Origin of the sequence: Rhizobium sp. BIGb0125 (genome assembly GCF_024810055.1) — a bacterium.
Lineage (GTDB): Bacteria > Pseudomonadota > Alphaproteobacteria > Rhizobiales > Rhizobiaceae > Agrobacterium.
On record NZ_JANUDV010000003.1, the window covers coordinates 681929 to 703048 of the forward strand.

21 protein-coding genes are annotated in these 21120 nt (G+C 55.6%); 6 read left to right on the forward strand and 15 right to left on the reverse strand.

All coding sequences use genetic code 11. The features are described from left to right. Positions 1-41: 41 nt before the first annotated feature. The 8 genes from rseP to M2418_RS11670 all read right to left on the reverse strand — a co-directional run bounded on the left by rseP (position 42) and on the right by M2418_RS11670 (position 7332). The gene (gene rseP, locus M2418_RS11635) at positions 42-1175 is read right to left on the reverse strand and encodes an RIP metalloprotease RseP (RefSeq protein WP_405049404.1); all 1134 of its coding nucleotides are present in this window, start codon (positions 1173-1175) and stop codon (positions 42-44) included. A 41-nt stretch (positions 1176-1216) separates the two neighbouring features. Continuing rightward, positions 1217-2050, reverse strand: coding sequence for a phosphatidate cytidylyltransferase (locus M2418_RS11640; protein ID WP_259146591.1), 834 nt, complete (start codon positions 2048-2050; stop codon positions 1217-1219). Then, positions 2050-2793, reverse strand: a complete 744-nt coding sequence (locus M2418_RS11645) for an isoprenyl transferase (RefSeq protein WP_192487776.1) — start codon at positions 2791-2793, stop codon at positions 2050-2052. Before M2418_RS11645 ends, M2418_RS11640 begins: the two co-directional genes overlap by 1 nt. A gap of 72 nt (positions 2794-2865) precedes the next feature. Further along, positions 2866-3423, reverse strand: coding sequence for a ribosome recycling factor (frr, locus tag M2418_RS11650; protein WP_192487775.1), 558 nt, complete (start codon positions 3421-3423; stop codon positions 2866-2868). Positions 3424-3488: 65 nt separating this feature from the next. After that, positions 3489-4211 (reverse strand): UMP kinase, encoded by a 723-nt coding sequence (gene pyrH / locus M2418_RS11655; RefSeq protein WP_192487774.1) that lies wholly within the window; start codon positions 4209-4211, stop codon positions 3489-3491. Positions 4212-4309: 98 nt separating this feature from the next. Continuing rightward, positions 4310-5236 (reverse strand): translation elongation factor Ts, encoded by a 927-nt coding sequence (tsf, locus tag M2418_RS11660; protein ID WP_250982630.1) that lies wholly within the window; start codon positions 5234-5236, stop codon positions 4310-4312. Positions 5237-5491: 255 nt separating this feature from the next. Beyond that, positions 5492-6259, reverse strand: coding sequence for a 30S ribosomal protein S2 (gene rpsB, locus M2418_RS11665; RefSeq protein WP_259146593.1), 768 nt, complete (start codon positions 6257-6259; stop codon positions 5492-5494). Between the two features lie 227 nt (positions 6260-6486). Beyond that, positions 6487-7332: a cell envelope integrity EipB family protein gene (locus M2418_RS11670; protein WP_192487771.1), complete on the reverse strand. Its 846-nt coding sequence runs from the start codon at positions 7330-7332 to the stop codon at positions 6487-6489. Between the two features lie 118 nt (positions 7333-7450). Here M2418_RS11670 and M2418_RS11675 point away from each other — a divergent pair, with 118 nt between their 5' ends. The 4 genes from M2418_RS11675 to M2418_RS11690 are packed head-to-tail and all read left to right on the forward strand — an operon-like array spanning position 7451 to position 10330. After that, positions 7451-7921, forward strand: coding sequence for a RidA family protein (locus tag M2418_RS11675; protein ID WP_259146596.1), 471 nt, complete (start codon positions 7451-7453; stop codon positions 7919-7921). Further along, positions 7918-8673: a glycerophosphodiester phosphodiesterase gene (locus tag M2418_RS11680; protein ID WP_250982632.1), complete on the forward strand. Its 756-nt coding sequence runs from the start codon at positions 7918-7920 to the stop codon at positions 8671-8673. The genes M2418_RS11675 and M2418_RS11680 overlap by 4 nt, the downstream gene beginning before the upstream one ends. Beyond that, complete coding sequence (locus M2418_RS11685; protein ID WP_259146598.1) at positions 8670-9854, forward strand: GNAT family N-acetyltransferase; 1185 nt, start codon at positions 8670-8672, stop codon at positions 9852-9854. Before M2418_RS11680 ends, M2418_RS11685 begins: the two co-directional genes overlap by 4 nt. A 53-nt stretch (positions 9855-9907) precedes the next feature. After that, the gene (locus M2418_RS11690; RefSeq protein WP_192487767.1) at positions 9908-10330 is read left to right on the forward strand and encodes an HIT family protein; all 423 of its coding nucleotides are present in this window, start codon (positions 9908-9910) and stop codon (positions 10328-10330) included. 90 nt (positions 10331-10420) lie between these two features. Here M2418_RS11690 and M2418_RS11695 read toward each other — a convergent pair whose 3' ends face one another. From M2418_RS11695 to cckA, 6 genes are all read right to left on the reverse strand, one after another. Next, a complete protein-coding gene (locus M2418_RS11695; RefSeq protein ID WP_192487904.1) occupies positions 10421-10762 on the reverse strand; it encodes an AzlD domain-containing protein in 342 nt (113 codons plus the stop codon). Next, the gene (locus M2418_RS11700) at positions 10762-11517 is read right to left on the reverse strand and encodes an AzlC family ABC transporter permease (protein ID WP_259146601.1); all 756 of its coding nucleotides are present in this window, start codon (positions 11515-11517) and stop codon (positions 10762-10764) included. Before M2418_RS11700 ends, M2418_RS11695 begins: the two co-directional genes overlap by 1 nt. A 134-nt stretch (positions 11518-11651) precedes the next feature. Continuing rightward, positions 11652-14153 carry an ATP-dependent Clp protease ATP-binding subunit ClpA gene (gene clpA / locus M2418_RS11705; RefSeq protein WP_259146603.1) on the reverse strand — a complete coding sequence of 834 codons (2502 nt, stop codon included), beginning with the start codon at positions 14151-14153 and terminating at the stop codon, positions 11652-11654. Between the two features lie 10 nt (positions 14154-14163). Beyond that, a complete protein-coding gene (gene clpS / locus M2418_RS11710; RefSeq protein ID WP_250982636.1) occupies positions 14164-14520 on the reverse strand; it encodes an ATP-dependent Clp protease adapter ClpS in 357 nt (118 codons plus the stop codon). A 177-nt stretch (positions 14521-14697) separates the two neighbouring features. Further along, a complete protein-coding gene (locus M2418_RS11715) occupies positions 14698-15417 on the reverse strand; it encodes a response regulator transcription factor (protein ID WP_259146605.1) in 720 nt (239 codons plus the stop codon). A 69-nt stretch (positions 15418-15486) separates the two neighbouring features. After that, a complete protein-coding gene (gene cckA / locus M2418_RS11720) occupies positions 15487-18093 on the reverse strand; it encodes a cell cycle histidine kinase CckA (RefSeq protein ID WP_259146607.1) in 2607 nt (868 codons plus the stop codon). 323 nt (positions 18094-18416) lie between these two features. Here cckA and M2418_RS11725 point away from each other — a divergent pair, with 323 nt between their 5' ends. Beyond that, positions 18417-19760: a flagellar biosynthetic protein FliO gene (locus tag M2418_RS11725; protein ID WP_405049405.1), complete on the forward strand. Its 1344-nt coding sequence runs from the start codon at positions 18417-18419 to the stop codon at positions 19758-19760. Positions 19761-19861: 101 nt separating this feature from the next. Here M2418_RS11725 and dksA read toward each other — a convergent pair whose 3' ends face one another. After that, complete coding sequence (gene dksA / locus M2418_RS11730; protein WP_192487762.1) at positions 19862-20281, reverse strand: RNA polymerase-binding protein DksA; 420 nt, start codon at positions 20279-20281, stop codon at positions 19862-19864. A gap of 245 nt (positions 20282-20526) precedes the next feature. On the opposite strand from dksA, the gene M2418_RS11735 reads away from it, so the two are divergent. Continuing rightward, on the forward strand, positions 20527-21051 hold the full coding sequence (locus M2418_RS11735) for a histidine phosphatase family protein (RefSeq protein ID WP_246787659.1): 525 nt from the start codon (positions 20527-20529) through the stop codon (positions 21049-21051). The last annotated feature ends 69 nt before the right edge of the window (positions 21052-21120 follow it).

The following is a 21120-nucleotide window of genomic DNA, read 5'->3' on the forward strand; positions in this document are numbered from 1 at the left end:
ATAGTAAACAATCGACTAACAAAACTACTTAAATACGCACCTTACCCGAGCAAGCTGCTGATATCATTCCATGTCGCAAATACCATAAGGCTGAAAATCATGGCAAGCCCTATCCTAAACGCAACTTCCTGTGCGCCAGCACCCAATGGCCGCCCCCGCACTGCCTCGACCGCATAGAATACTAAGTGGCCGCCGTCCAGAACCGGAACAGGCATAAGGTTAAGCAAGCCTATCGAAACCGACAGGACCGCCGCCAACTGGATAACTGCAGAAACACCTAGAGTTGCCATCTGGCCCGAAGCTTGTGCGACCCGCACAGGACCGCCCAATTGATCGGGTTTCATGCGACCCATGACAAGATTACCGATATAGCGGAATGTACCGGTGACGATCTGTCCGGTCTCGCGCACGCCCTCACCCAGCGCCTCGATTGGCGTATAGGTAATATGGCGGAAATTGCCGCTATCCTGGTTGGTTACGATGCCAATGATGCCCAATTCGATCTTGTTGCCGAACTGGTCAGTCGTGTCGGTGCGCTCCGGCACCATCTTCAAAACCTGCTGCTGGCCACCACGCTCGATCGTCACATCGACCTGCGAACCCGGACGAATGCTGATGTAGCGACGCACATCCTCGAAGGTTGCAACGCGGTTGCCATCAAGCGCGATAAGGCGGTCACCTGGCAAGACACCGGCGACGGCCGCGGCACTGTTTTCGCGCACTTCAGCCACGACAGGATCAGCAACCGTGCGACCGTAAATGCCGAACATGACGGCAAAGATCGCAATGGCGAGAATGAAGTTGGCGATGGGACCGGCGGCAACAGTCGCCGCTCTTTTCCACAGTTTTGCGCCGGCCAGCGTCTGGTTGCGCTCTTCCAGCGACATTCTGGACAGGCCATCGCTGTCCGGTTTGCTGGCTGCGTCTTCATCGCCGAAGAATTTTACATAGCCGCCAAGCGGAATTGCGCAAAGTTTCCAACGCGTGCCGTGCTTGTCAGTGTAGCCGAGAAGTTCTGGGCCGAAACCGACGGCAAAGGCGGTTACACGCACACCAGACCAGCGACCGACGAGGTAGTGGCCCATCTCATGCACAAAAACCAGAACCGTGAGCACGAGGATGAACGGAACAATATAGCCCCCGAGGAAACCCAGCACCGACATCAGCACACTCATCATAACTTCCGTTCTTCACACGATTGCGAAATATCTGCGAATCAAAAGCCCAGCAGAAGCCCACCAGTCGAACCGGGTGCGTAACCGGTGTAGGCGGCATGGACAACCGCGATTACAAATACGGTAAAGCAGGCGAAAACAAGTCCGTCAACCCGGTCCATAACCCCGCCATGACCAGGGATCAAATGGCTGGAATCCTTCACGCCGAAACGGCGCTTGATAAATGATTCGAACAGATCACCGATCTGACTGAAGGCAGACAAGACCACGGCCAGCAAAATCACGCTAAAACTCAGCTCGCCCTTATAGGCATAGGCCACGATACCACCGGCAATAACGGCAGAAACCGTACCACCAATCGCGCCTGACCAGGTCTTGCCGGGCGAGATGGATGGCGCAAGCTTTGGACCGCCAATTGCCCTGCCCACGAAGTAGGCCAGGATGTCGGTTCCCCAGACAACCGCGAAGATGAAAAGCATCGACACGAGGCCGGGGAAATCATCGCCACGGATGGCTGCCAGCGAAATGCCGCTGAGGCCGGCGTAGACAATGCCGCCCACCAGCCACCAGTTCTTGCCGCGCAGAATGGGGAAAATCGTCGCCGTCAGGGTGAAACCGCACAACAATGGCAGGTCGAGAGACGGTTCACCAAACAGCGTATTGCCGGCAATGACGGCAATGGCAAACCAGCCCCAGGAATAACCGGCAGGGTTGGTCTCACCGAGCTTGGTGATCTTGGTCCACTCGTAATAGATCAACAAGGCAATAGCCGCCGCAACGAAACGGAAGATCATTCCGCCGTTCCATGTTGCGAACAGAATGACCGCAGCCATGACCAATGCGGAAACGATCCGCAGCTTGAGTTCACGGCTCATCAGGCACCAGCCACAGCAGCCTGCGCGGTCAACCCGCCAAAGCGGCGGTCACGCAATCTGTACTGCTCTAGGGCTGCCATGAAGTGTTGGCGATCAAAGTCTGGCCAGAAGTCCGGGACAAATACCAGTTCGGAATAAGCGGCCTGCCACAGAAGGAAGTTGGACAGACGCTCTTCGCCGCTGGTGCGAATAATCAGGTCGGGGTCTGGAATACCGGCCGTATCCAGCCGTGCCGAGATGCTGTCGGGGGTAATGTCGGCGGGAGACAGAAGTCCCGCAGCAACATCCCGCGCCATGCCAGCGACAGCACGCGCAATCTCATCGCGCGAGCCGTAATTAAACGCAATCACCAGCGTCAGCGCGGTGTTATTGCGTGTGGTTTCTTCAGCCTCCAGCAACAGAGACTTGATGTCCGAACCGAGATTTGTGCGCTCACCAATCACCCGAACGCGCACGTTCGAGCGATGCAGATCAGCCAGGTCACGGCGGATGAACGCCTTCAGGAGGCCCAGGAGATCATTGATCTCGGCTTCCGGACGGCGCCAGTTTTCAGAGGAAAAGGCAAACAGGGTCAGATACCTGATGCCATAATCAGCAGATGCACGCACAACCTCGCGCACAGCCTCAACGCCTCGCTTGTGTCCCATGACACGAGGAAGGCCACGTTGCTTTGCCCAGCGTCCATTACCATCCATAATGATGGCAACATGCTCGGGAATAGAAGAACTATCAACGTTTGGCATGGGGATCCAAGTCAACAAAAACGGACACGAAAAGCATTAAGACTGCAGTGTAACGAGGCTGTAAATACGCCATCAAACCTGCATGATTTCCTTTTCCTTTTCAGAAAGCAAGCGGTCGATATCCGTAATGGTATCATCCGTCATTTTCTGCACCTTTTCAGAAAGCGAACGGCTCTCGTCCTGGCCGATGTCGCCATCCTTTTCGGCTTTTTTCAGGTCGTCCATGCCGTCACGGCGAACGTGGCGAATAGCAACCTTGGACTTTTCCGCATAATCATGCGCGACCTTGACGAGCGACTTGCGGCGCTCTTCGTTCAGCTCAGGCAGAGGAATACGCAGGTTCTGACCGTCAACGATCGGGTTCAGGCCGAGGTTGGATTCGCGGATGGCGCGGTCAACAGCACCAACCATGGTCTTGTCCCAGATGGACACGCCAAGCATGCGTGATTCTGGAACGGTAATGTTGGCCACCTGATTGAGCGGAACACGCGAACCATAGGCATCAACTGTTACCGGATCAAGAATGTTGGCCGAAGCACGGCCCGTACGCAGGGACGCGATATCGCTCTTGAATGCGTTAATTGCGCCATCCATACGACGCTTGATGTCATTGAGGTCAACACCACTCATTTTTCACTCCATCTTTTTCAGGCAGCAAAGGCAAAATTCCGGAATACGGAATCACCTCACACTGATTATTTATCGTGCACGATGGTCTTGCGGCCGCCGCCGGTCAATATCTGTGCAAAACCGCCCTTCTCGTGGATCGAGAAGACGATGATCGGAATATGGTTCTCACGGGCCAGTGCAACGGCTGCAACGTCCATCACTGCCAAGCCCTTGGCAAGAACCTCGGAATGCGTCAACTCGTCAAAGCGGGTCGCATCCGGAACCTTCTTCGGATCGGCAGAATAGATGCCGTCCACCTGCGTGCCCTTGAAGATGGCCTGTGCGCCCATTTCCGCTGCACGCAGTGCGGCAGCCGAGTCGGTGGTGAAGAACGGGTTGCCTGTGCCACCTGCAAAGATCACAACGCGGCCAAGCGACAGATGGTAGAGCGTCGCACGCTGCGAGAAGCTCTCACAGATCTCAGGCATGGCAATAGCCGACAACACAACGGTGTCGATATCGAGCTTGCGCAGCGATGTCGCCAGCGCCAGCGCGTTGATGACGGTTGCCAGCATGCCCATATGGTCGCCGGTGACGCGGTCACCACCCTTGGAAGCCACGGCCACGCCGCGGAAAATATTGCCGCCGCCGACCACGACGCCAACCTCGACACCCATAGCGCGGGCCTCGGCAATATCAGAAGCAATACGGTCGACGATATTCACGTCAATACCGAACCCCTGATCCCCCATCAGGGCTTCGCCAGACGCTTTGAGAAGAACACGGTTATAAAGCGGTTTGGGAGACATTGTTGATCCTTCGCAATCTATCCGAAACGCCGATACACGAAGGGCACCGCGTTGTCACGCGATGCCCTCAGCTTTTTCACTGTTTGGTGAAGAGGCAATCAGCCTTTTGCAGCCGCTGCAACTTCTGCAGCGAAGTCGCTTTCTTCCTTTTCGACGCCTTCGCCGAGCAGAAGACGAACCATGCCGGTTACTTCGATGGAAGCGCCAGCGAGCTTTTCAGCGTCCTTGACAGCCTGGCCAACGGTGATGTCCGGGTTAACAACGAAAGCCTGCGACAGAAGAGCAACTTCTTCGAAGAACTTGCGCATACGGCCTTCAACCATCTTTTCGATGATGGCTTCTGGCTTGCCGGATTCACGGGCCTGCTCGATGAATACGTTGCGCTCGCGCTCAGCAACAGCAGCGTCAACTTCTTCAGAACGGATAGCAAGCGGGTTGGTTGCAGCAATGTGCATGGCAACCTGACGGCCAACAGAGTTCAGAACTTCCTTGTCGCCAACAGACTTCAGAGCAACCAGAACGCCCAGCTTGCCGATGCCGTCGCCAGCAGCGTTGTGGATGTAGGTTGCAACAACGCCGTGCTCAACTTCGAGAGCAGCCGAACGACGCAGGGTCATGTTTTCGCCAATGGTCGCGATAGCGTCCTTGAGCGAGTCGGAAACAGACTTGCCAGTTGCAGGGTAGTTGGCGGAAGCAACTGCCTCAACAGTGCCATCGGTTGTCAGAGCAACCTGCGCAATACCGCGAACGATGTCCTGGAAGGCATCGTTACGGGCAACGAAGTCGGTTTCAGAGTTAACTTCAACGACAACAGCCTTGTGGCCGATCGTTGCAATGCCAACGAGACCTTCAGCAGCGGTACGGCCAGACTTCTTGTCAGCCTTGGCGATACCCTTGGCGCGCAGCCAATCGATAGCGGCTTCCATGTCGCCATTGGTTTCGGCCAGAGCCTTTTTGCAATCCATCATGCCTGCGCCGGACTTCTCGCGCAGTTCCTTTACCATTGCGGCTGTGATTTCAGTCATTGTGTGCCTCTTGTCGCTTCAGTCGGTCAACCGGCGGAATCACGCGGCACCGACGCCAAGTTTTGGAACGAATGTCCCGGTATTATGACAGCGTGATGAAAAACCCATCACGAAACTTTATCAGCTCGCCCTGCCCCGAAAACTCAAAGGACAGAGCGGGCTTAAACAAACAAGGCCGTCGACCTGACGGTCAGAAACGGCCTTGCGCATCCTGATTGTGAAAGGCGACCCTAAGGTCGCCCAACGGCCTTAATATCAGGCGCCTGCTTCATCTTCGAGAGCTGGCTCAACTGGCAGCTCCTCGGAAGCGCCGAGGTCACGGCCCGAAGCGCCCTGCTGGCGTGCGATGCCGTCGATGGCAGCGCGAGCGATCAGATCGCAGTACAGCGCGATGGCGCGGGAAGCGTCGTCGTTACCTGGGATCGGGAAGTCGATGCTATCAGGATCGCAGTTGGAGTCGATGATTGCAACAACCGGAATACCAAGACGCTTGGCTTCTTCGATTGCGATCTTTTCCTTGTTGGTGTCGATGATGAACATCAGGTCTGGGGTGCCGCCCATATCGCGGATACCGCCGAGAGCCTTGTCGAGCTTTTCGCGCTCGCGCTCAAGGGTCAGACGCTCTTTCTTGTTGTAGCCAGAGCCTTCCGAATTCAGAATCTCGTCGAGCTTGCGAAGACGCTGGATCGAGTTGGAGATCGTCTTCCAGTTGGTCATCATACCACCGAGCCAACGCGAGTTGACGTAGTACTGAGCCGAACGCTTTGCGCTATCTGCGATGATGTCGGAAGCCTGACGCTTCGTACCAACGAACAGAACGCGGCCGCCACGAGCAACGGTGTCGGACACAACCTGAAGGGCGCGCGACAGCATCGGAACGGTCTGAGCCAGGTCGATGATGTGAATGTTGTTACGATCGCCGAAGATGTACGGCTTCATTTTCGGGTTCCAGCGGTGTGTCTGGTGACCGAAGTGAATGCCCGCTTCCAAAAGCTGGCGCATAGAAAAATCTGGCAATGCCATGCCTGTAACTCCTTTTCCGGTTTAACCCCCGCGAAGCGAACAGCACTGTTTTAAAGAGTGCCACCGGGCGGAACGAACCGGATTTCTCCCGGAACATCCCAAGCTTCGCGTGTGGAATGGTGTGGCGCATACCGCTGCTTCACGAAAAAAGCAAGCGAATAAGAGAGAATTTCAACACAACAGGTGCCTGAACTGCGTTTGTTACACGCTTTTCAGGCACGCCTATGTCATTTCTGGGTTTGCTTGTCGCAGGAAGCCGTTTCGAGAATATCGAGCTTTTTCAGCTTGCCGGTCAAAACAAAGTCACCGTAATCGAGAACCAGATCACGGGTGATGCCGTTTTCATAGAGCTTGAACGACATACGGTAGATCGGCAGCGCATCCGTGCCGCTCTTGTCGTTGAAATAAGCAATGGTCACAGGCCAGAACGGCGCCTTGGAAAACTGGCCCGCCTCTCCTGCTTCCTTGTCATCCGACACAGGTGTCTGCGATTTACCAACCAGCGTCGAGGTGATCAGGCTTTCATCGCCATTGTCGGAACCGTCGAAAATGCGTGATTCGAACATGCGCTTGCCGGCGCGGGCATTGTCGATGACCTGCAGCATGTGTTCGGTCGGGAAGTCGCTGGCCACCAGATCGACCTTGCGGCTGTCGGGCCGCACCAGATCGACAACCGTGCCGGCGTCCGATTCGGCTGCCGAGCCGCCGACTTCCTTATCCAGCTTATCGTCAGTGAACGACTTGGTGTCGAAGGTGAACTTTTTTGCGGCCGCGTCTTCAAACGTCGTCGTCTGCTGGTCGGTCATTCGCACCGCATCGCCGGTATTGATCTGGGTGACGAAACGGAAATCGGTTTTGTATCCCTGACATGCAGAGCCGGTAAACTCGTAGACCATGCGGCCGGACATGTCTTCAATGCCGGAACGATCGGTGGAATCGCGCAGCTCGAGATCATAAACCGCACGGTGGGCAATCAGGCCTGTCGCAGCAGTGCCAGGTATTGCTTGCGCCGCGCCTGCAATGGAGCCTGAAAGGCTGGCGACGAAAACAAACGCAATGTTGCGAACTAACATTCAATATCTCCTGTTGGACTCATCGCCCATATTGTAGAAAGCATGCGCCCGTCGCTTGGGATCGTCCATCCTGAATGCCGGATTCTTGTTCGTTTTACAACAAAACCGCGAGTCAAAAATGTCTGATGTCATTGAAGGGCGCCTTAAAGAGCTTGGTTATACACTGCCAGTTGCTGCGGCACCTGCGGCAAACTACGTTCCTTTCGCCATCAGCGGCAATCTTCTTTATGTCTCCGGGCAATTGCCCATGGAATCAGGCAAGATTGCGGTGACCGGTCATGTGGGCCGAGATGTCGACGTGGCAGGCGCCCAACGCGCTGCAGAACTGTGCGCCGTCAATATCATTGCACAGGTCAAAGCCGCCCTCCATGGAGACCTTTCCAAAGTGCGCCGCGTGGTCAAGCTGACCGGTTTCGTGGCCTCGGTTCCGGAATTTGTAGAACAGCACCTTGTCATCAACGGGGCTTCCAACCTCATTGGCAATGTTTTCGGTGAAGCGGGCAGACATGCCCGCGCCGCCGTTGGCGTTGCCTCCCTGCCCTTCAATGCTGCCGTCGAGATCGACGCAATCGTGGAAATAGACGTATGACCGTAAAGCTTGCCTTTCTGACAGCCCAGCCCGTCGCCCATCGCGGCTATCATGACATGAACCATCAGGTGTGGGAAAACACGCTGTCTGCCTTCAGCCGTGCCATTGAGGCCGGTTTTGCCATTGAGTGCGACGTGCAACTGGCAGCAGACAGTGTTCCCGTTGTTTTCCATGATGACGACATGGAGCGCCTGACCGGCATGAAGGGCGATGTGCGCGAAAAGACCTCGGCCGAGCTCGGCCTGCTGTCGGTCGGCCAGACAAAGGACCGTATTCCAACCCTGAAACAGCTGTTGAAGCTGTGCGCCGGCAAGGTGCCGCTGGTCATCGAGCTGAAGGGCCGCGAAGGTGAAGGCGTGGATGACGGTTTTGCCGAAGCCGTGCTGGAAGACCTCGAGGGTTACCAGGGCCCGGTTGCGCTGATGAGCTTTGATCACCACCTGCTGAAAGACCTGAAAAGGGCCGGTTCGCCATGGCCAATCGGCCTGACAGCAGAAGGTGACAAACCGGAAGAGTTTTTCCGTCATGACGAGGCGATGCAGATCGGTATCGATTTCATTTCCTATCACTACGGTCATTTGCCCAACAGCTTCATCGAAGCGCAGCGCAAATTGAGCATTCCGGTAATTACCTGGACGGTAAGGGATGAAAATGCCCGTGCGATTACCTATAAATATGCAGACCAGATGACATTCGAGGGATTTGACCCTCGCGGTTCTGACCCAAGAGAGAGCCAGTCGGCAAACGCATGAGCGAAGAATACTCCATCCGCATTGAACAATCCTTTGGCGATATCGACCCGGAAGACTGGAACAGGCTTTCCGGCGCGTCGAAAACAATGCGGATGGAACCTTATAATCCGTTCGTCTCCCATGCCTTTCTATCGGCCATGGAACAGTCCGGATCAGCCACCGCAGAAGCCGGCTGGCTTGGCCACCATATGCTGCTGGAGCGCGGTGACGGCGTCCTCGTTGGCGCCATCCCCGCTTATCTCAAGAACCACAGCAAGGGCGAATATGTGTTCGACCATGGGTGGGCCGATGCTTTCGAGCGGGCTGGTGGCCACTATTATCCCAAGCTGCAATGTTCAGTGCCGTTCACACCGGCAACCGGCCCCCGCCTGCTGACGGCAGGTGATGTCGATGCTGCCCGCTTCCGGCCGGTACTGGCCTCTGGTCTTCGGCAGGTTACGGAAAAGATTGGTGTTTCCTCCGCCCATGTCACGTTCACACCGGATGGTGACACACAGGCTCTGACGGATGCAGGTTTTCTGCACCGCACCGACCAGCAGTTCCATTTCATCAACAGTGGCTTCCGCGACCATGCGGATTTCCTGGATGCGCTATCGTCCCGCAAGCGCAAGGACCTGAAGAAGGAACGCAAGGCAGCACTGGATAACGGCATCAGCATCGACTGGCTGACCGGCAGCGACCTGACAGAGGAAATCTGGGATCAGTTCTTTACCTTCTACATGGATACCGGCAGCCGCAAATGGGGACGCCCCTATCTGACCCGCAGCTTCTATTCGCTGATTGGCGAACGCATGGCCGATGACATTCTGCTTGTCATGGCCAAACGTGACGGTCGTTATGTGGCTGGCGCCATCAACTTCATCGGCTCCGATGCGCTGTATGGCCGCCATTGGGGCTGCATTGAAGACCACCCTTATCTGCATTTTGAGGTCTGTTACCATCAGGCCATCGATTTTGCGCTGTCTCGCGGCCTGCAGCGGGTTGAGGCCGGTGCGCAGGGCGAACACAAGCTGGCGCGCGGTTATACGCCGGTTACCACCCACTCGGCGCATTTCATTGCCCATGCCGGTCTGCGCAACGCCATTTCCGCCTATCTCGAACGAGAACGTGAGGAAGTAGAGCAGATCAGCGACTATCTTGACGACCACAGCCCATTCCGCAAAGGCGAACGGCAGGAGTGAACCTTTAATCTCCCGACCGTCTATTGCCCTTTATTTCATGAGGAGAGCTTCCAATGACCACCGGTTATGACGACAACAACATCTTTGCAAAAATCCTGCGTGGCGAAATTCCCTGCCACAAGGTTTACGAGGATGACGACACGCTGGCCTTCATGGATGTGATGCCGCAGGCACCAGGTCACCTGCTGGTGATACCAAAGACCGGTTCGCGAAATCTGTTCGATGCTGACCCGGCCGTTCTGGCAAAGACCCTGCCTGTTGTGCAGAAGCTCGCCAATGCCGCCAAGGAAGCCTTTGATGCGGATGGCGTTTACGTCGCGCAGTTCAACGAACCGGCGGCCGGCCAGACCGTGTTCCATCTGCATTTCCACGTCGTGCCTCGCAAGGAAGGTGAGCCGTTGAAGCCGCATTCCGGCACGATGGAGGATGGCGCTGTGCTGGCTGCCAATGCACAGAAGGTGCGCGACGCATTGTAATCATCCCGGCGCATATCAATGCGTCTGACAGAAAAACGAAAAGGCAGCTTCCCCCTGGATAAGCTGCCTTTTTCATGCATGCTATCAAGTTTAGAAACCGATGAATAACAGCCCTGCGGTCAGTAGCAGGATCGACACTGCGACCCCCACCAGCACGCGCTGGCCTAAAAGCAGGAAAGCTGCAAAACCGAGGCTGGCAGCACCAATGCGCAACCACATCGGCGTTTGCTCCAGCGTGCCGGTTGGAAACACGATCAGCTTGGCTGTCACGGCCATGACAAGAGCGGTGGCAACCGCCCTCACCCAGTACAGCGCCTCAGAGCCCTCTTTCAGCCTGTTGCCGGCAATCACGCCAAGCCAGCGCCAGATGTCGGTGGCGAGCCACCCGGCAACGGCAATCAACAGATAGGGCCACCAACCTTCCAGGGCGATCATGGTTCGATCTCCCCGGGCTGCGACTGGATCTTGCGGCGAAACCACCGGCGGTCAATGAAATAGGCCAGCGTGCCGCCGCCCAGTCCGGCGTAGATGATGTCGAATTCCGGCTCGATCATCGCAAAGACCGGCCCGGCGATCAGGCCGATGATAAAGGCAACCTTGACCACCGAATGGGTGGCGGATGCCCAGATGGAAGCCACGAAGTAGACCGGCGTCATGAAAAACAGCACGCCCGCCACCAGCGGCGGAAAGGACGCAACGATGCCGAAGGACACCGCCACGATCAGCGTGTTGACCAGTGTCAGCGTGATGGCAAAACCGGCAAACCATGACACACGAAACGGACGCGGCACGGAATTGATGTTCTGGGTGGTGAACACCCAGGCGGTAATCGCCACGAAATGCGACAGAAACAGCAAAAGCCAGGTGGGTGTGCGTGAGGTTTTCAGGTCCGGCACGATGGAGGCAACCATCGGCATCATGCGCACGGAAGACAATGTCACCGCCAGGAAACATGTCGCCAGATTGGCACCACCCAACATCGAACCGATCAGGATCATCTTGGCTGGCAGTGCCCAGACGGTAAAGGTCATGAACACGGCCTGTTCACGGGTAAAACCGGATTCCAGGGCAAAGGCGCTAAAGCCAATGAAGGACGCCATGAGGATCATGGCGGGCAAGGAGAATATCCCCTTCATTCCCTTGGCAAACCAAAGGGCATGCGTACCCTGATTTACTTCCGCAGACATCGTCACGCTTTCATGGATCACAACCTGCTGCGCGCAGGTCAAAAAATGGCGGCCCGAATGTTTTGTGAACAGTGCCGGGCACATATAAAAAGTGCCGGGTTTTACCCGGCACTTCGTTGATTACAAGCTGGCGCTTATTTCTTCTTTGGCACCTTAGGCACAGTGTTGGCCTTGCGTGGTGTCTTGGTTTCAGACTTTGCCTTTTCCGGCTCGTCCACGACCAGAACCTCGGCTTCTGCCTGCTCGGCCTTGGCCGTTTTGCTGGCAGCCTTGACCTTTGTCTTGGCTGCCTTGGCAGCTTTCAACTCGGCTTCCGGCTTTGGCTTGACCGGTGCAGTTTCCGGATGAGATTCCAGAACCAGACCGTCCTTGCCATCTTCCTTCTTGCCGACAGTCACGGTAACGACACCGCCCTTTTTCAGCTTGCCGAACAGGATCTCATTAGCCAGAGGCTTCTTGATATGTTCCTGAATGACGCGGCTGAGCGGACGTGCGCCCATCTTCTCGTCGTAACCACGCTCTGCAAGCCACGCAATCGCATCCTCATGCAGGTCGAAAGTGACGTTACGCTCGGAAAGCTGACTTTCCAGCTGCATAACAAACTTCTGAACCACGCGGTGGATAACGGTGGTTGGCAGCGGCGAGAACGGAATGATCGCATCCAGACGGTTGCGGAATTCCGGTGTGAACAGGCGGTTCAATGCCTCTTCATCCTCACCCGAACGCTTGGACGAACCGAAACCGATTGCCGACTTGGCCATTTCCGATGCGCCCGCATTGGTCGTCATGATCAGAATGACGTTGCGGAAGTCGATCTTCTTGCCGTTGTGGTCGGTCAGCGAGCCGTGGTCCATAACCTGCAACAGAATGTTGTAGATATCCGGATGGGCCTTTTCGATTTCGTCCAGCAGCACGACGCAATGCGGATGCTGATCGACGCCATCGGTCAACAGACCGCCCTGGTCAAAACCGACATAGCCGGGAGGTGCGCCAAGCAACCGCGAAACGGTATGACGTTCCATATATTCCGACATGTCGAAGCGCAGCATCTCGACACCGAGCGAAGCAGCAAGCTGCTTGGCAACCTCGGTCTTGCCCACGCCCGTCGGGCCGGAGAAGACATAGGAGCCGATTGGCTTGTTGGGTTCGCGCAAGCCAGCACGGGCCAGCTTGATGGCTGTGGACAAGGCTTCAATCGCCGTATCTTGACCGTAGACAACCGACAGCAGTTCCTTTTCCAGGTTGGCGAGAACCATCTCGTCGTCCTTGGAAACGGTTTTCGCCGGAATACGGGCCATGGTGGCAATCGTAACCTCGATCTCCTTTTCGGTGATCAGCTTGCGACGACGCGATGCTGGCAGCAACATCTGTGCGGCACCGGTTTCATCGATCACGTCAATTGCCTTGTCCGGCAGCTTGCGGTCGGAAATGTAACGTGCCGACAGTTCAACCGCCGCCTTGATGGCTTCATTGGTATAACGAAGATGATGGTAATCTTCGAAATATGGCTTGAGGCCCTTCATGATCTCGATGGCATCATCGATCGATGGCTCATTGACGTCGATCTTCTGGAAGCGACGAACCAGGGCCCGGTCCTTTTCAAAGAACTGGCGATATTCCTTGTAGGTCGTCGAACCGATGCAACGGATGGAACCGGAGGACAAGGCTGGCTTCAACAGGTTTGAAGCATCCATTGCGCCGCCGGAGGTCGCACCAGCACCGATAACCGTGTGGATTTCGTCGATGAACAGCACCGCACCAGGAAACTCTTCAAGTTCCTTGACGACCTGCTTCAAACGTTCCTCAAAGTCACCGCGATAGCGTGTGCCCGCCAGAAGCGTGCCCATGTCGAGCGAGAAGATCGTGTCGTTGCGCAGTGCTTCCGGCACCTTGCCTTCCACGATACGCTTGGCCAGACCTTCGGCAATCGCCGTTTTACCGACACCAGGATCACCCACATAAAGCGGGTTGTTCTTGGAGCGACGGCACAGGATCTGAATGGTCCTGTTGACCTCTTCATGGCGGCCGATCAGCGGATCGATCTTGCCGATCTTGGCCTTTTCATTGAGGTTGACGCAGTAAGCCTTCAAGGCGTCCTGCTGCTTCTTCGGACCGGCATCCTCGTCACTGCGCGGCGCCTTGTTTTCCGGTTCGCCGTCTTCGGAGCCACGCGGTGTTCTGGTCTGGGACGTACCCGGACGTTTGCCAATACCGTGCGAGATGTAGTTGACCGCATCGTAACGGGTCATCTCCTGCTCCTGCAGGAAGTAGGCGGCGTGGCTTTCACGCTCGGCGAAGATCGCAACAAGCACGTTGGCGCCTGTTACCTCTTCCCGGCCAGACGACTGGACGTGAATGACCGCACGCTGGATGACGCGCTGGAAACCGGATGTCGGTTTGGAATCCTCATCATAACCCGTGACGAGGTTGGACAGTTCATTATCGATATAGTCGCCGACGGTCTTGCGCAGAACGTCCAGATTGACGTTGCACGCACCCATAACGGCTGCTGCGTCTGCATCGTCGATCAGTGCCAGAAGCAGGTGTTCAAGAGTTGCATATTCATGATGACGCTCGTTGGCAAAGGTCAATGCCTGATGCAGCGCCTTCTCAAGACTTGGGGAAAAAGTTGGCACGTTGCGATCCTCATTTCTTTTCCATGACGCATTGCAGCGGATGCTGATGCTGTCGGGCGAAATCCATGACCTGACTTACTTTCGTCTCGGCGACTTCATATGTAAAGACACCACATTCACCGACCCCATGCTGATGGACGTGCAACATGATACGCGTTGCCGCTTCGCGGTCTTTCTGGAAAAAGCGCTCCAGGATATGGATCACGAATTCCATTGGCGTATAGTCGTCGTTCAAAAGCAAAACCCGGTAGAGATTTGGTTTTTTGGTTTTGGGCTTAGTGCGGGTGATAACCGATGTTCCGCGGTTGGTACCGCCTTCACCATCATTGTCACCTTCACCCTGCATGTAGATCGGCTTAGCGATCATGTTTCATCATTCTCCAAATCAATTCCGGTGGGGAGATCATATCGGAAATCAAATCCCTTCCCCACTTATTTAAGTGTTCAGATTGCGATTTTAAGCCCCTTTGACGCAACCGTAAAATCAAATGAATTTACTTGCAGTTTTACGAACACCATCGCAAAGGGCATAAAGTTCAGTATTTCAGTAGATAAGCCCCTGCCGCAAGGCACTGGCGACGGCATGTTCTACCGAAGAAGCATCCAGCTTTCGGCAAATGGAATTCATCAGATATTGAACTGTGCGTGTGGAAAGACCAAGATTTGCGGCCACATGCGCCACACGATTTCCTTCAGAGACGGCATGAAGCACCTGCTTTTCCAGAGATGTCATCGTGGTTTCAGTGTTGTCCTGCGGCCTGAACACCAAAGACAGGCGTTCATGCATCTGGATCATCAACAAATTAAGTTGATCAAGCTCGTCACGTTCCGGCCTTTTTCGAGCGCCAGCAAAGCCGACGATACGAATCTTGTCCCACAGCCCAAAGCCTGGAAAATTCACGCCCATGGTCAGCCGTGATGCCGTAAACAGCTTAACGGCCGCATCGCTCAACATGGCGCGCTTGCTGTATTCCTCCATAAACCACGGCACAGGCATGAGCCGCGACAGGGAATCGATGAAGATCTTGTCTTCGAAGTCAGGCACACTTGCCTTCAACCGTGACAGAAACAGATCCGTCAAATTGGAAAAGCGGTGCGATTCTTCAAAGGCTAAGCCGCTCGCCTTCGGGCGGTCGAACACATAATAGGCGCGGAAACCAAACAGCCACTGTACGTCGGAAAGCACCTTCGCGGCCTGTTCAGCTGACGATACCCGGTTGGTTCTCAGTACGATATCTGCCCAGTCAGTGCTGCCTATCGTCAAGACATCACGCGGCCTGTCGCCGTGAATGCGCCCGGCCTTGTCCGGACGCCAAGAGAGAGAAGGAAGAGATCACCCTTCATTATCAAGCATTTCACGAACCGCGACGGCCAGCTGTTTCAAGGAGAACGGTTTGGGCAGGAAGCCGAACTTGGCATCCTCAGGCAGATTTTTGGCAAAGGCGTCTTCTGCGTAACCGGACACAAAGATGAACTTCATGTCTGGATAGTTCTTGCGCAATTCACGCAGCAGCGACGGGCCGTCCATTTCCGGCATGACAACGTCGGAGACGACGATATCAACCTTGCCTTCCAGCTCTTCCATCACATCCAGCGCCTCGATGCCGGAACCGGCCTCGTGCACCGTGTAACCACGGGTTTCCAGCATACGCTTTCCACCACGGCGAACCGCCTCTTCGTCTTCCACCAGAAGAACGACGGCAGACTTGCCGGTCAGGTCAACATCGTCATTCTTGGCGGCTGCGGCTGGTGCTGCGCCGAGTAGTTTTTTATCGCCAGCGGCAGCGGCGACTTCAGGATCAACGGCAACAACCTCGACGATGTGGCGTGGCAGGAAGATGCGGAATGCCGTGCCCTTGCCCACTTCCGATTCGGGGTAGATGTAACCACCGGATTGTTTGACGATGCCATAAACCATCGACAGGCCAAGACCGGTACCCTTGCCAACATCCTTGGTGGTGAAGAACGGCTCGAAAATCTTGTCCATGATTTCAGGCGCAATACCGGTGCCGGTATCGGACACTTCAATCATCACCAGTTCTTCGATTGGAATGTCTGGCCGGTTCAGCGCGGCAGCATCTTCAGTGCTGACATTGCGCGTCTTGATGCGAATGGTACCGCCGCTTGGCATGGCATCACGCGCATTGACGCACAGGTTGATCAGCACCTGTTCGAACTGCGACAGGTCGGTTTTGACCGACCACAGGTCACGGCCGTAATCGACCTCGAGTTTGACATTGGTGCCGGAAATCAGCCGGTCGACCAACATGCGCAGGTCACCGACGACATCGGTCATGTTCAACACGGCTGGACGCATGGTCTGCTTGCGCGAGAAAGCCAGCAACTGGCGCACCAGCACGGCTGCACGGTTGGCGTTGCGCTTGATTTCCATCAGGTCGGCAAAGGAGGCGTCGGCTGGACGCGCCTGCAACAAAAGATGGTCAGACGACAGCAGGATGGCGGTCAGCACGTTGTTGAAGTCGTGCGCGATGCCACCGGCCAGCGTGCCGACTGCGTTCATCTTCTGGGTCTGTGCCATCTGGGTTTCGAGCGCTTTTTGCTCTGTCACCTCGATGGCATAAACAATGGCGACCTCTTCAGGCGCCTCCTCATTCTGGTCGATAACCGCATTCACGTAATAGCGGAAATGGCGGCCTTCTTCGCCCGGATGGCGGGAATCAAAGGGTGCAATATCGCCCTGGCGGTCACGGGCTGCTTCCAGCGCATGCGCCAGATGACCCTTTTCATTGTCGTGGATGACCTTTTCAAACGGAATGCCCCGGTCAACATCATCACGACTGACCACCGACGAGAACAGTTTGAGGAACGGCGCATTGGTGCGCAGAATACGGCCCTGTCCGTCCAGCGAGGCGATAGCCATTGGCGTATTGTTGAAAAAGCGGGTGAAGCGCATGGCCGAGGCCGAACGATCATCACTTTCGACATTGGTGCGCATCAGCACGATGGTGCGGCTTTCGCCGATAGAACCATCGCGGGCGGCGGCAACCTTGTGCACGAGGCGAACCGGCACGCTCTGGCCATTGGCCTTGCGCATGTCCAGATCAACCGTTTCGGTGCGTGACTGGCCAGCCGACGGCTTGACCGATTGCAGCAAAGCCATGCCCTCGCCCGCCACAATATCGGACACGGTCACTGAACCCGGCGCAAACTGGGCAAGGTCGATACCCAGCCATTCGGCCAGCGTGGCGTTGAGGTAGATAATCTCACCCTTTTTACCGGCCGAGAAGAAACCTGATGGTGCGTGGTCGAGATAATCGATGGCATTTTGCAGCTCGCGGAAAAATCTCTCCTGATCTTCACGCTCGGCGGTGATGTCGATGATCTGGAACACGTGCAACGCATCGCCACTGGCTTCGATCAACAGACGGGCTTTCAGGCGGTACCAATGCGGGCCGGATGACGTCGTGCCATCACCGATCGATTTCAGCAGCCGGAATTCTTCGTGGCCGCTCTGACCTTCGCGCAGTTTGTTGATCAGCCGGTACAGTGCTTCGGTCGATTCGCGATTGCGCGACAGCAGCGTCTCAAGGCTCTGGATATCCATGGCCTTGACCGCGCCGGTCATCTGGCAATAGGCGCTGTTGGCATAAACGATGCGGCCCTTGGGATCGGTGACGATAATGCCATCGGGGTGGCTTGCCAGGAAGCGTCTTGCCAGCACGTCGGACCGCGACTGCGGCATGACCTCGATAAAACCGATGATCGACGACACCAGGAAAAATATACCGACCATGGCGAGCACGCCAAGAATGCCGAGCACGATCTCGTTTTCGAGAGAATCTTTGAAATAGACGAAGGCCACGGCAGCGGCCACCAGAATGACCGCAAGGAAAAGTATTCGTACAACCGTTCCTGAACGGGCTTGCCTGTCCATCAATGGCAGGTCGTCATTTTCGCTGGCCTGGCCCACCCGTGTCATCTCAACCTCGTATTCTTGCAGCTCATTTCCGTGAAACACACGGAATCGCCCACCTCTTGCCCTTGTAGCAAGTTAACCAGCCAGCCAAAAGCTATGCTGCGACATAACCACCATCAAACCATCAAGAAATTGAAGGAAATCACCACAGATTAGTGCGTGTATACGGAATGATTTGCTCCGCAGGTTAGATATAATCCGGGACAACAGCGATAAAATCTTGTCAGCGACTTAAAAAAATCGTCTTTTTGAGCAACTTAGCGGATAATGTAACATCCGTTTATAAGGATTTGTCCGCTTTCGAATTTTAGAAAGACGCAACTATCATGGATATGGTGAACGAGGCCCTCGGCTCGTACGGAAACAATCTCATTATTGCTGTCGTCGGTGTTGGCGTTGCATTAATCGGTCTTGCTATCGTCCTGTGGCTGATAAAGCGGCGCGGCGGCTCTTCCCCCTTCATTCGTGGCGGCAGAAATCGCCAGCCGCGCTTGCAGGTGCTGGATGCGGCAGCTGTCGATGCGCGCCGCAGGCTGGTTCTGGTGCGCCGGGACAATGTCGAACATCTTGTGATGATTGGCGGCCCGACCGATATCGTCATTGAAAGCGGCATTGGCGCCATTCCGGTTCTGACGCCGCTCGATCAGCGTGACAACCTGCTGTCCAGCTCACCTTATGATGATGAGCGGCAAGAGCAGGTTGAGAAGCGCGAGACCCCGCGCACGATTTCGCAGACCCGTGAAGTCACCCATGAGCAGCCGGTCAAGGCCGCGCCAATCGTGACCCCTGCCCCTGTGGCCGCACCGGTTGTGCCGCCTGCGCCTACTCCGGCTCCGGCACCCGTGATCACGCCGCCACCGGTCGTTTCCTCTGCACCGGCTTCAGCGCCTGCACCTGTCATCACACCACCACCTGTAGTGCCGCCGATCATCACGCCAGCCGCCCCTGCTGTTGCTCCGACAGTAGCAACGACATCCGTGACCAGGGAACCATCCGTCGCAAGACCGGCACCATCGGTTGAACCTGCGTCCGAGGCGCCACGCCCATTCCGCCAGGAGCCACCCGTTGTTGCGCCTGCCAGCGCGCCGCCCGTATCTGCAGTCCAGTCGCCAATTACTCAACCTGCCACCCAAGCTGCGCCATCTCCGGCTGCTCCACCGGTTGCTGGCCCTATTGCACCGTCGGTCATCGACAGACCGCCAGTGGTGGTTGCCGCAGCCCCCGTGGCTGCCGCCGTTGCAACACCACCCGATGTCGTGCCGCCGATCAAGCCAGCAGCTGTCACAACAGCGGTGGAGCCTCCACCGATCCTGCAGACGTCGCCCTATACGCTCGATGAGATCAATGCCGGCGACATCCTGGAATCAGCGCGCAACCGTGTTCTGCCAAACCGCGAAACGGTTGAACCGCCCATCAAGCCGGTCGCACCCGCCCCTGAGCCAGCTCTGTCGAACGAGGCTCTGAGCAGCGACTTTGAAAAGTTCCTGGAAGCGGAAATCGCCAAGAGCGCTCCTGCTGCCGAGCAAGGTTTTGCGCAGGTTGCCAGCACACAGCAGCAACCACGCCGTGATCCTTCTGCCCCACCAATTTCCGGCGCCTCGACCGAAAACGAGATCCAGAAGGAAATGGCGCGCATCTTCGGCGAAATGTCCGTGACACGCGATCGGTAATAACGGGCCACAATCGGCCACCAGCAGACATGAAAAAAGGCGCGTAGAACGCGCCTTTTTTATTGGTCAGTTGAAACTCATCCGGCTTTCACCGTTTGAGATCACTCGTCGCGATAAACTTTCTCGCGACGTTCATGGCGTTCCTGAGCTTCGATTGAAAGCGTTGCGATTGGGCGGGCATCAAGCCGTTTCAAGCCAATAGGCTCACCGGTTTCTTCACAGTAACCGTAGGTTCCCTCGTCAATACGCTGCAAGGCAGCATCGATTTTGGAAATAAGCTTGCGCTGCCTGTCTCTTGCTCTCAGTTCGATGGCGCGGTCTGTTTCCGAAGAGGCGCGATCAGCAATGTCAGGATGGTTTGCACTTTCTTCCGCGAGATGACCAAGGGTCTCTTTTGCTTCGCGAAGGATGTCATTTTTCCAACCAATCAGTTTCGCACGAAAGTACGCGCGCTGATTGGCATTCATGAACTCATCATTCTCAGAGAGCACATAGTCACTAAGATCGATCTTCTCACTCAACGCGATTCTCCTCGAAGAACATCTCTTATGCGGCGGTGTATACTCCAAGGACCTATGGTGATTCAAGCCTTCTGAGAGGTTTTAAGGCATTTTTAAAGTTGTCACAAAAATCAGCTAAATGTCCATTTTTTAATCCCTTTTACAATCCGTGAATAGCCAGCGTCAAAACACTGATTGCATTCGCGTATTCCTTGAGGACACTTGAGGCAAAGCAGTCTATTCTTCAAAAACCGGAATTTTACAGAATGGAATCTCAACAGATGGCGCTGCACTCTACTTCCCTCAACCGTGTCTATCTGCTTCGTCACGCTCATTCCGGCATGGCAAATCCGGGTCAGGGAGATTTCGACAGAACGCTTGATGACAGAGGTTATGCGGAAGCGGAAATCGTTGCGGACAAGGCAGCTGACAAGGGTTATCGCCCGCAGGTCATCCTGTGCTCAACGGCTGTACGCTGCCGCCAGACAAGCGATGCGATCCGCCGTTCGCTGCCGGGTGAGCCGGAGATTACCTTCATTGATGAAATGTATAATGCCAGCGAACAAACGTATCTCGACCTGATTTCCTCACAAAGCGAAAGTCAATCGGTGATGTTGATCGGCCATAATCCAACTATTGCCGACCTCCTGGAATCACTGGTCGGGGAAGATGATTTCCACAGCCATTTACCGTCAGGTTTCCCCACCGCCGGCCTTGCCGTGCTCAGTTGTGATGCCAGCGACGAGGCATCGCCGCTGAAGTGGAAAGTTGTAGATTTTATCGCGCCATAAAAGCCGCGACCGCCATCGGCCCGGTATATTTCTGTTTTCCAGCCACTTTTTTAAGCACCAATCCTTCTT

Excerpts from the sequence above, each read along its gene's own strand:
- frr (WP_192487775.1), bottom strand. The coding sequence starts at position 3,423 with ATGAGTGGTGTTGACCTCAATGACATCAAGCGTCGTATGGATGGCGCA.
- M2418_RS11680 (WP_250982632.1), top strand. The coding sequence starts at position 7,918 with ATGACCGTAAAGCTTGCCTTTCTGACAGCCCAGCCCGTCGCCCATCGC.
- tsf (WP_250982630.1), bottom strand. The coding sequence starts at position 5,236 with ATGACTGAAATCACAGCCGCAATGGTAAAGGAACTGCGCGAGAAGTCC.
- M2418_RS11675 (WP_259146596.1), top strand. The coding sequence starts at position 7,451 with ATGTCTGATGTCATTGAAGGGCGCCTTAAAGAGCTTGGTTATACACTG.
- M2418_RS11700 (WP_259146601.1), bottom strand. The coding sequence starts at position 11,517 with ATGTCTGCGGAAGTAAATCAGGGTACGCATGCCCTTTGGTTTGCCAAG.
- M2418_RS11640 (WP_259146591.1), bottom strand. The coding sequence starts at position 2,050 with ATGAGCCGTGAACTCAAGCTGCGGATCGTTTCCGCATTGGTCATGGCT.
- M2418_RS11645 (WP_192487776.1), bottom strand. The coding sequence starts at position 2,793 with ATGCCAAACGTTGATAGTTCTTCTATTCCCGAGCATGTTGCCATCATT.
- pyrH (WP_192487774.1), bottom strand. The coding sequence starts at position 4,211 with ATGTCTCCCAAACCGCTTTATAACCGTGTTCTTCTCAAAGCGTCTGGC.
- M2418_RS11725 (WP_405049405.1), top strand. The coding sequence starts at position 18,417 with ATGGATATGGTGAACGAGGCCCTCGGCTCGTACGGAAACAATCTCATT.
- rpsB (WP_259146593.1), bottom strand. The coding sequence starts at position 6,259 with ATGGCATTGCCAGATTTTTCTATGCGCCAGCTTTTGGAAGCGGGCATT.
- M2418_RS11670 (WP_192487771.1), bottom strand. The coding sequence starts at position 7,332 with ATGTTAGTTCGCAACATTGCGTTTGTTTTCGTCGCCAGCCTTTCAGGC.
- M2418_RS11685 (WP_259146598.1), top strand. The coding sequence starts at position 8,670 with ATGAGCGAAGAATACTCCATCCGCATTGAACAATCCTTTGGCGATATC.
- clpS (WP_250982636.1), bottom strand. The coding sequence starts at position 14,520 with ATGATCGCTAAGCCGATCTACATGCAGGGTGAAGGTGACAATGATGGT.
- M2418_RS11690 (WP_192487767.1), top strand. The coding sequence starts at position 9,908 with ATGACCACCGGTTATGACGACAACAACATCTTTGCAAAAATCCTGCGT.
- M2418_RS11735 (WP_246787659.1), top strand. The coding sequence starts at position 20,527 with ATGGAATCTCAACAGATGGCGCTGCACTCTACTTCCCTCAACCGTGTC.
- cckA (WP_259146607.1), bottom strand. The coding sequence starts at position 18,093 with ATGACACGGGTGGGCCAGGCCAGCGAAAATGACGACCTGCCATTGATG.
- rseP (WP_405049404.1), bottom strand. The coding sequence starts at position 1,175 with ATGAGTGTGCTGATGTCGGTGCTGGGTTTCCTCGGGGGCTATATTGTT.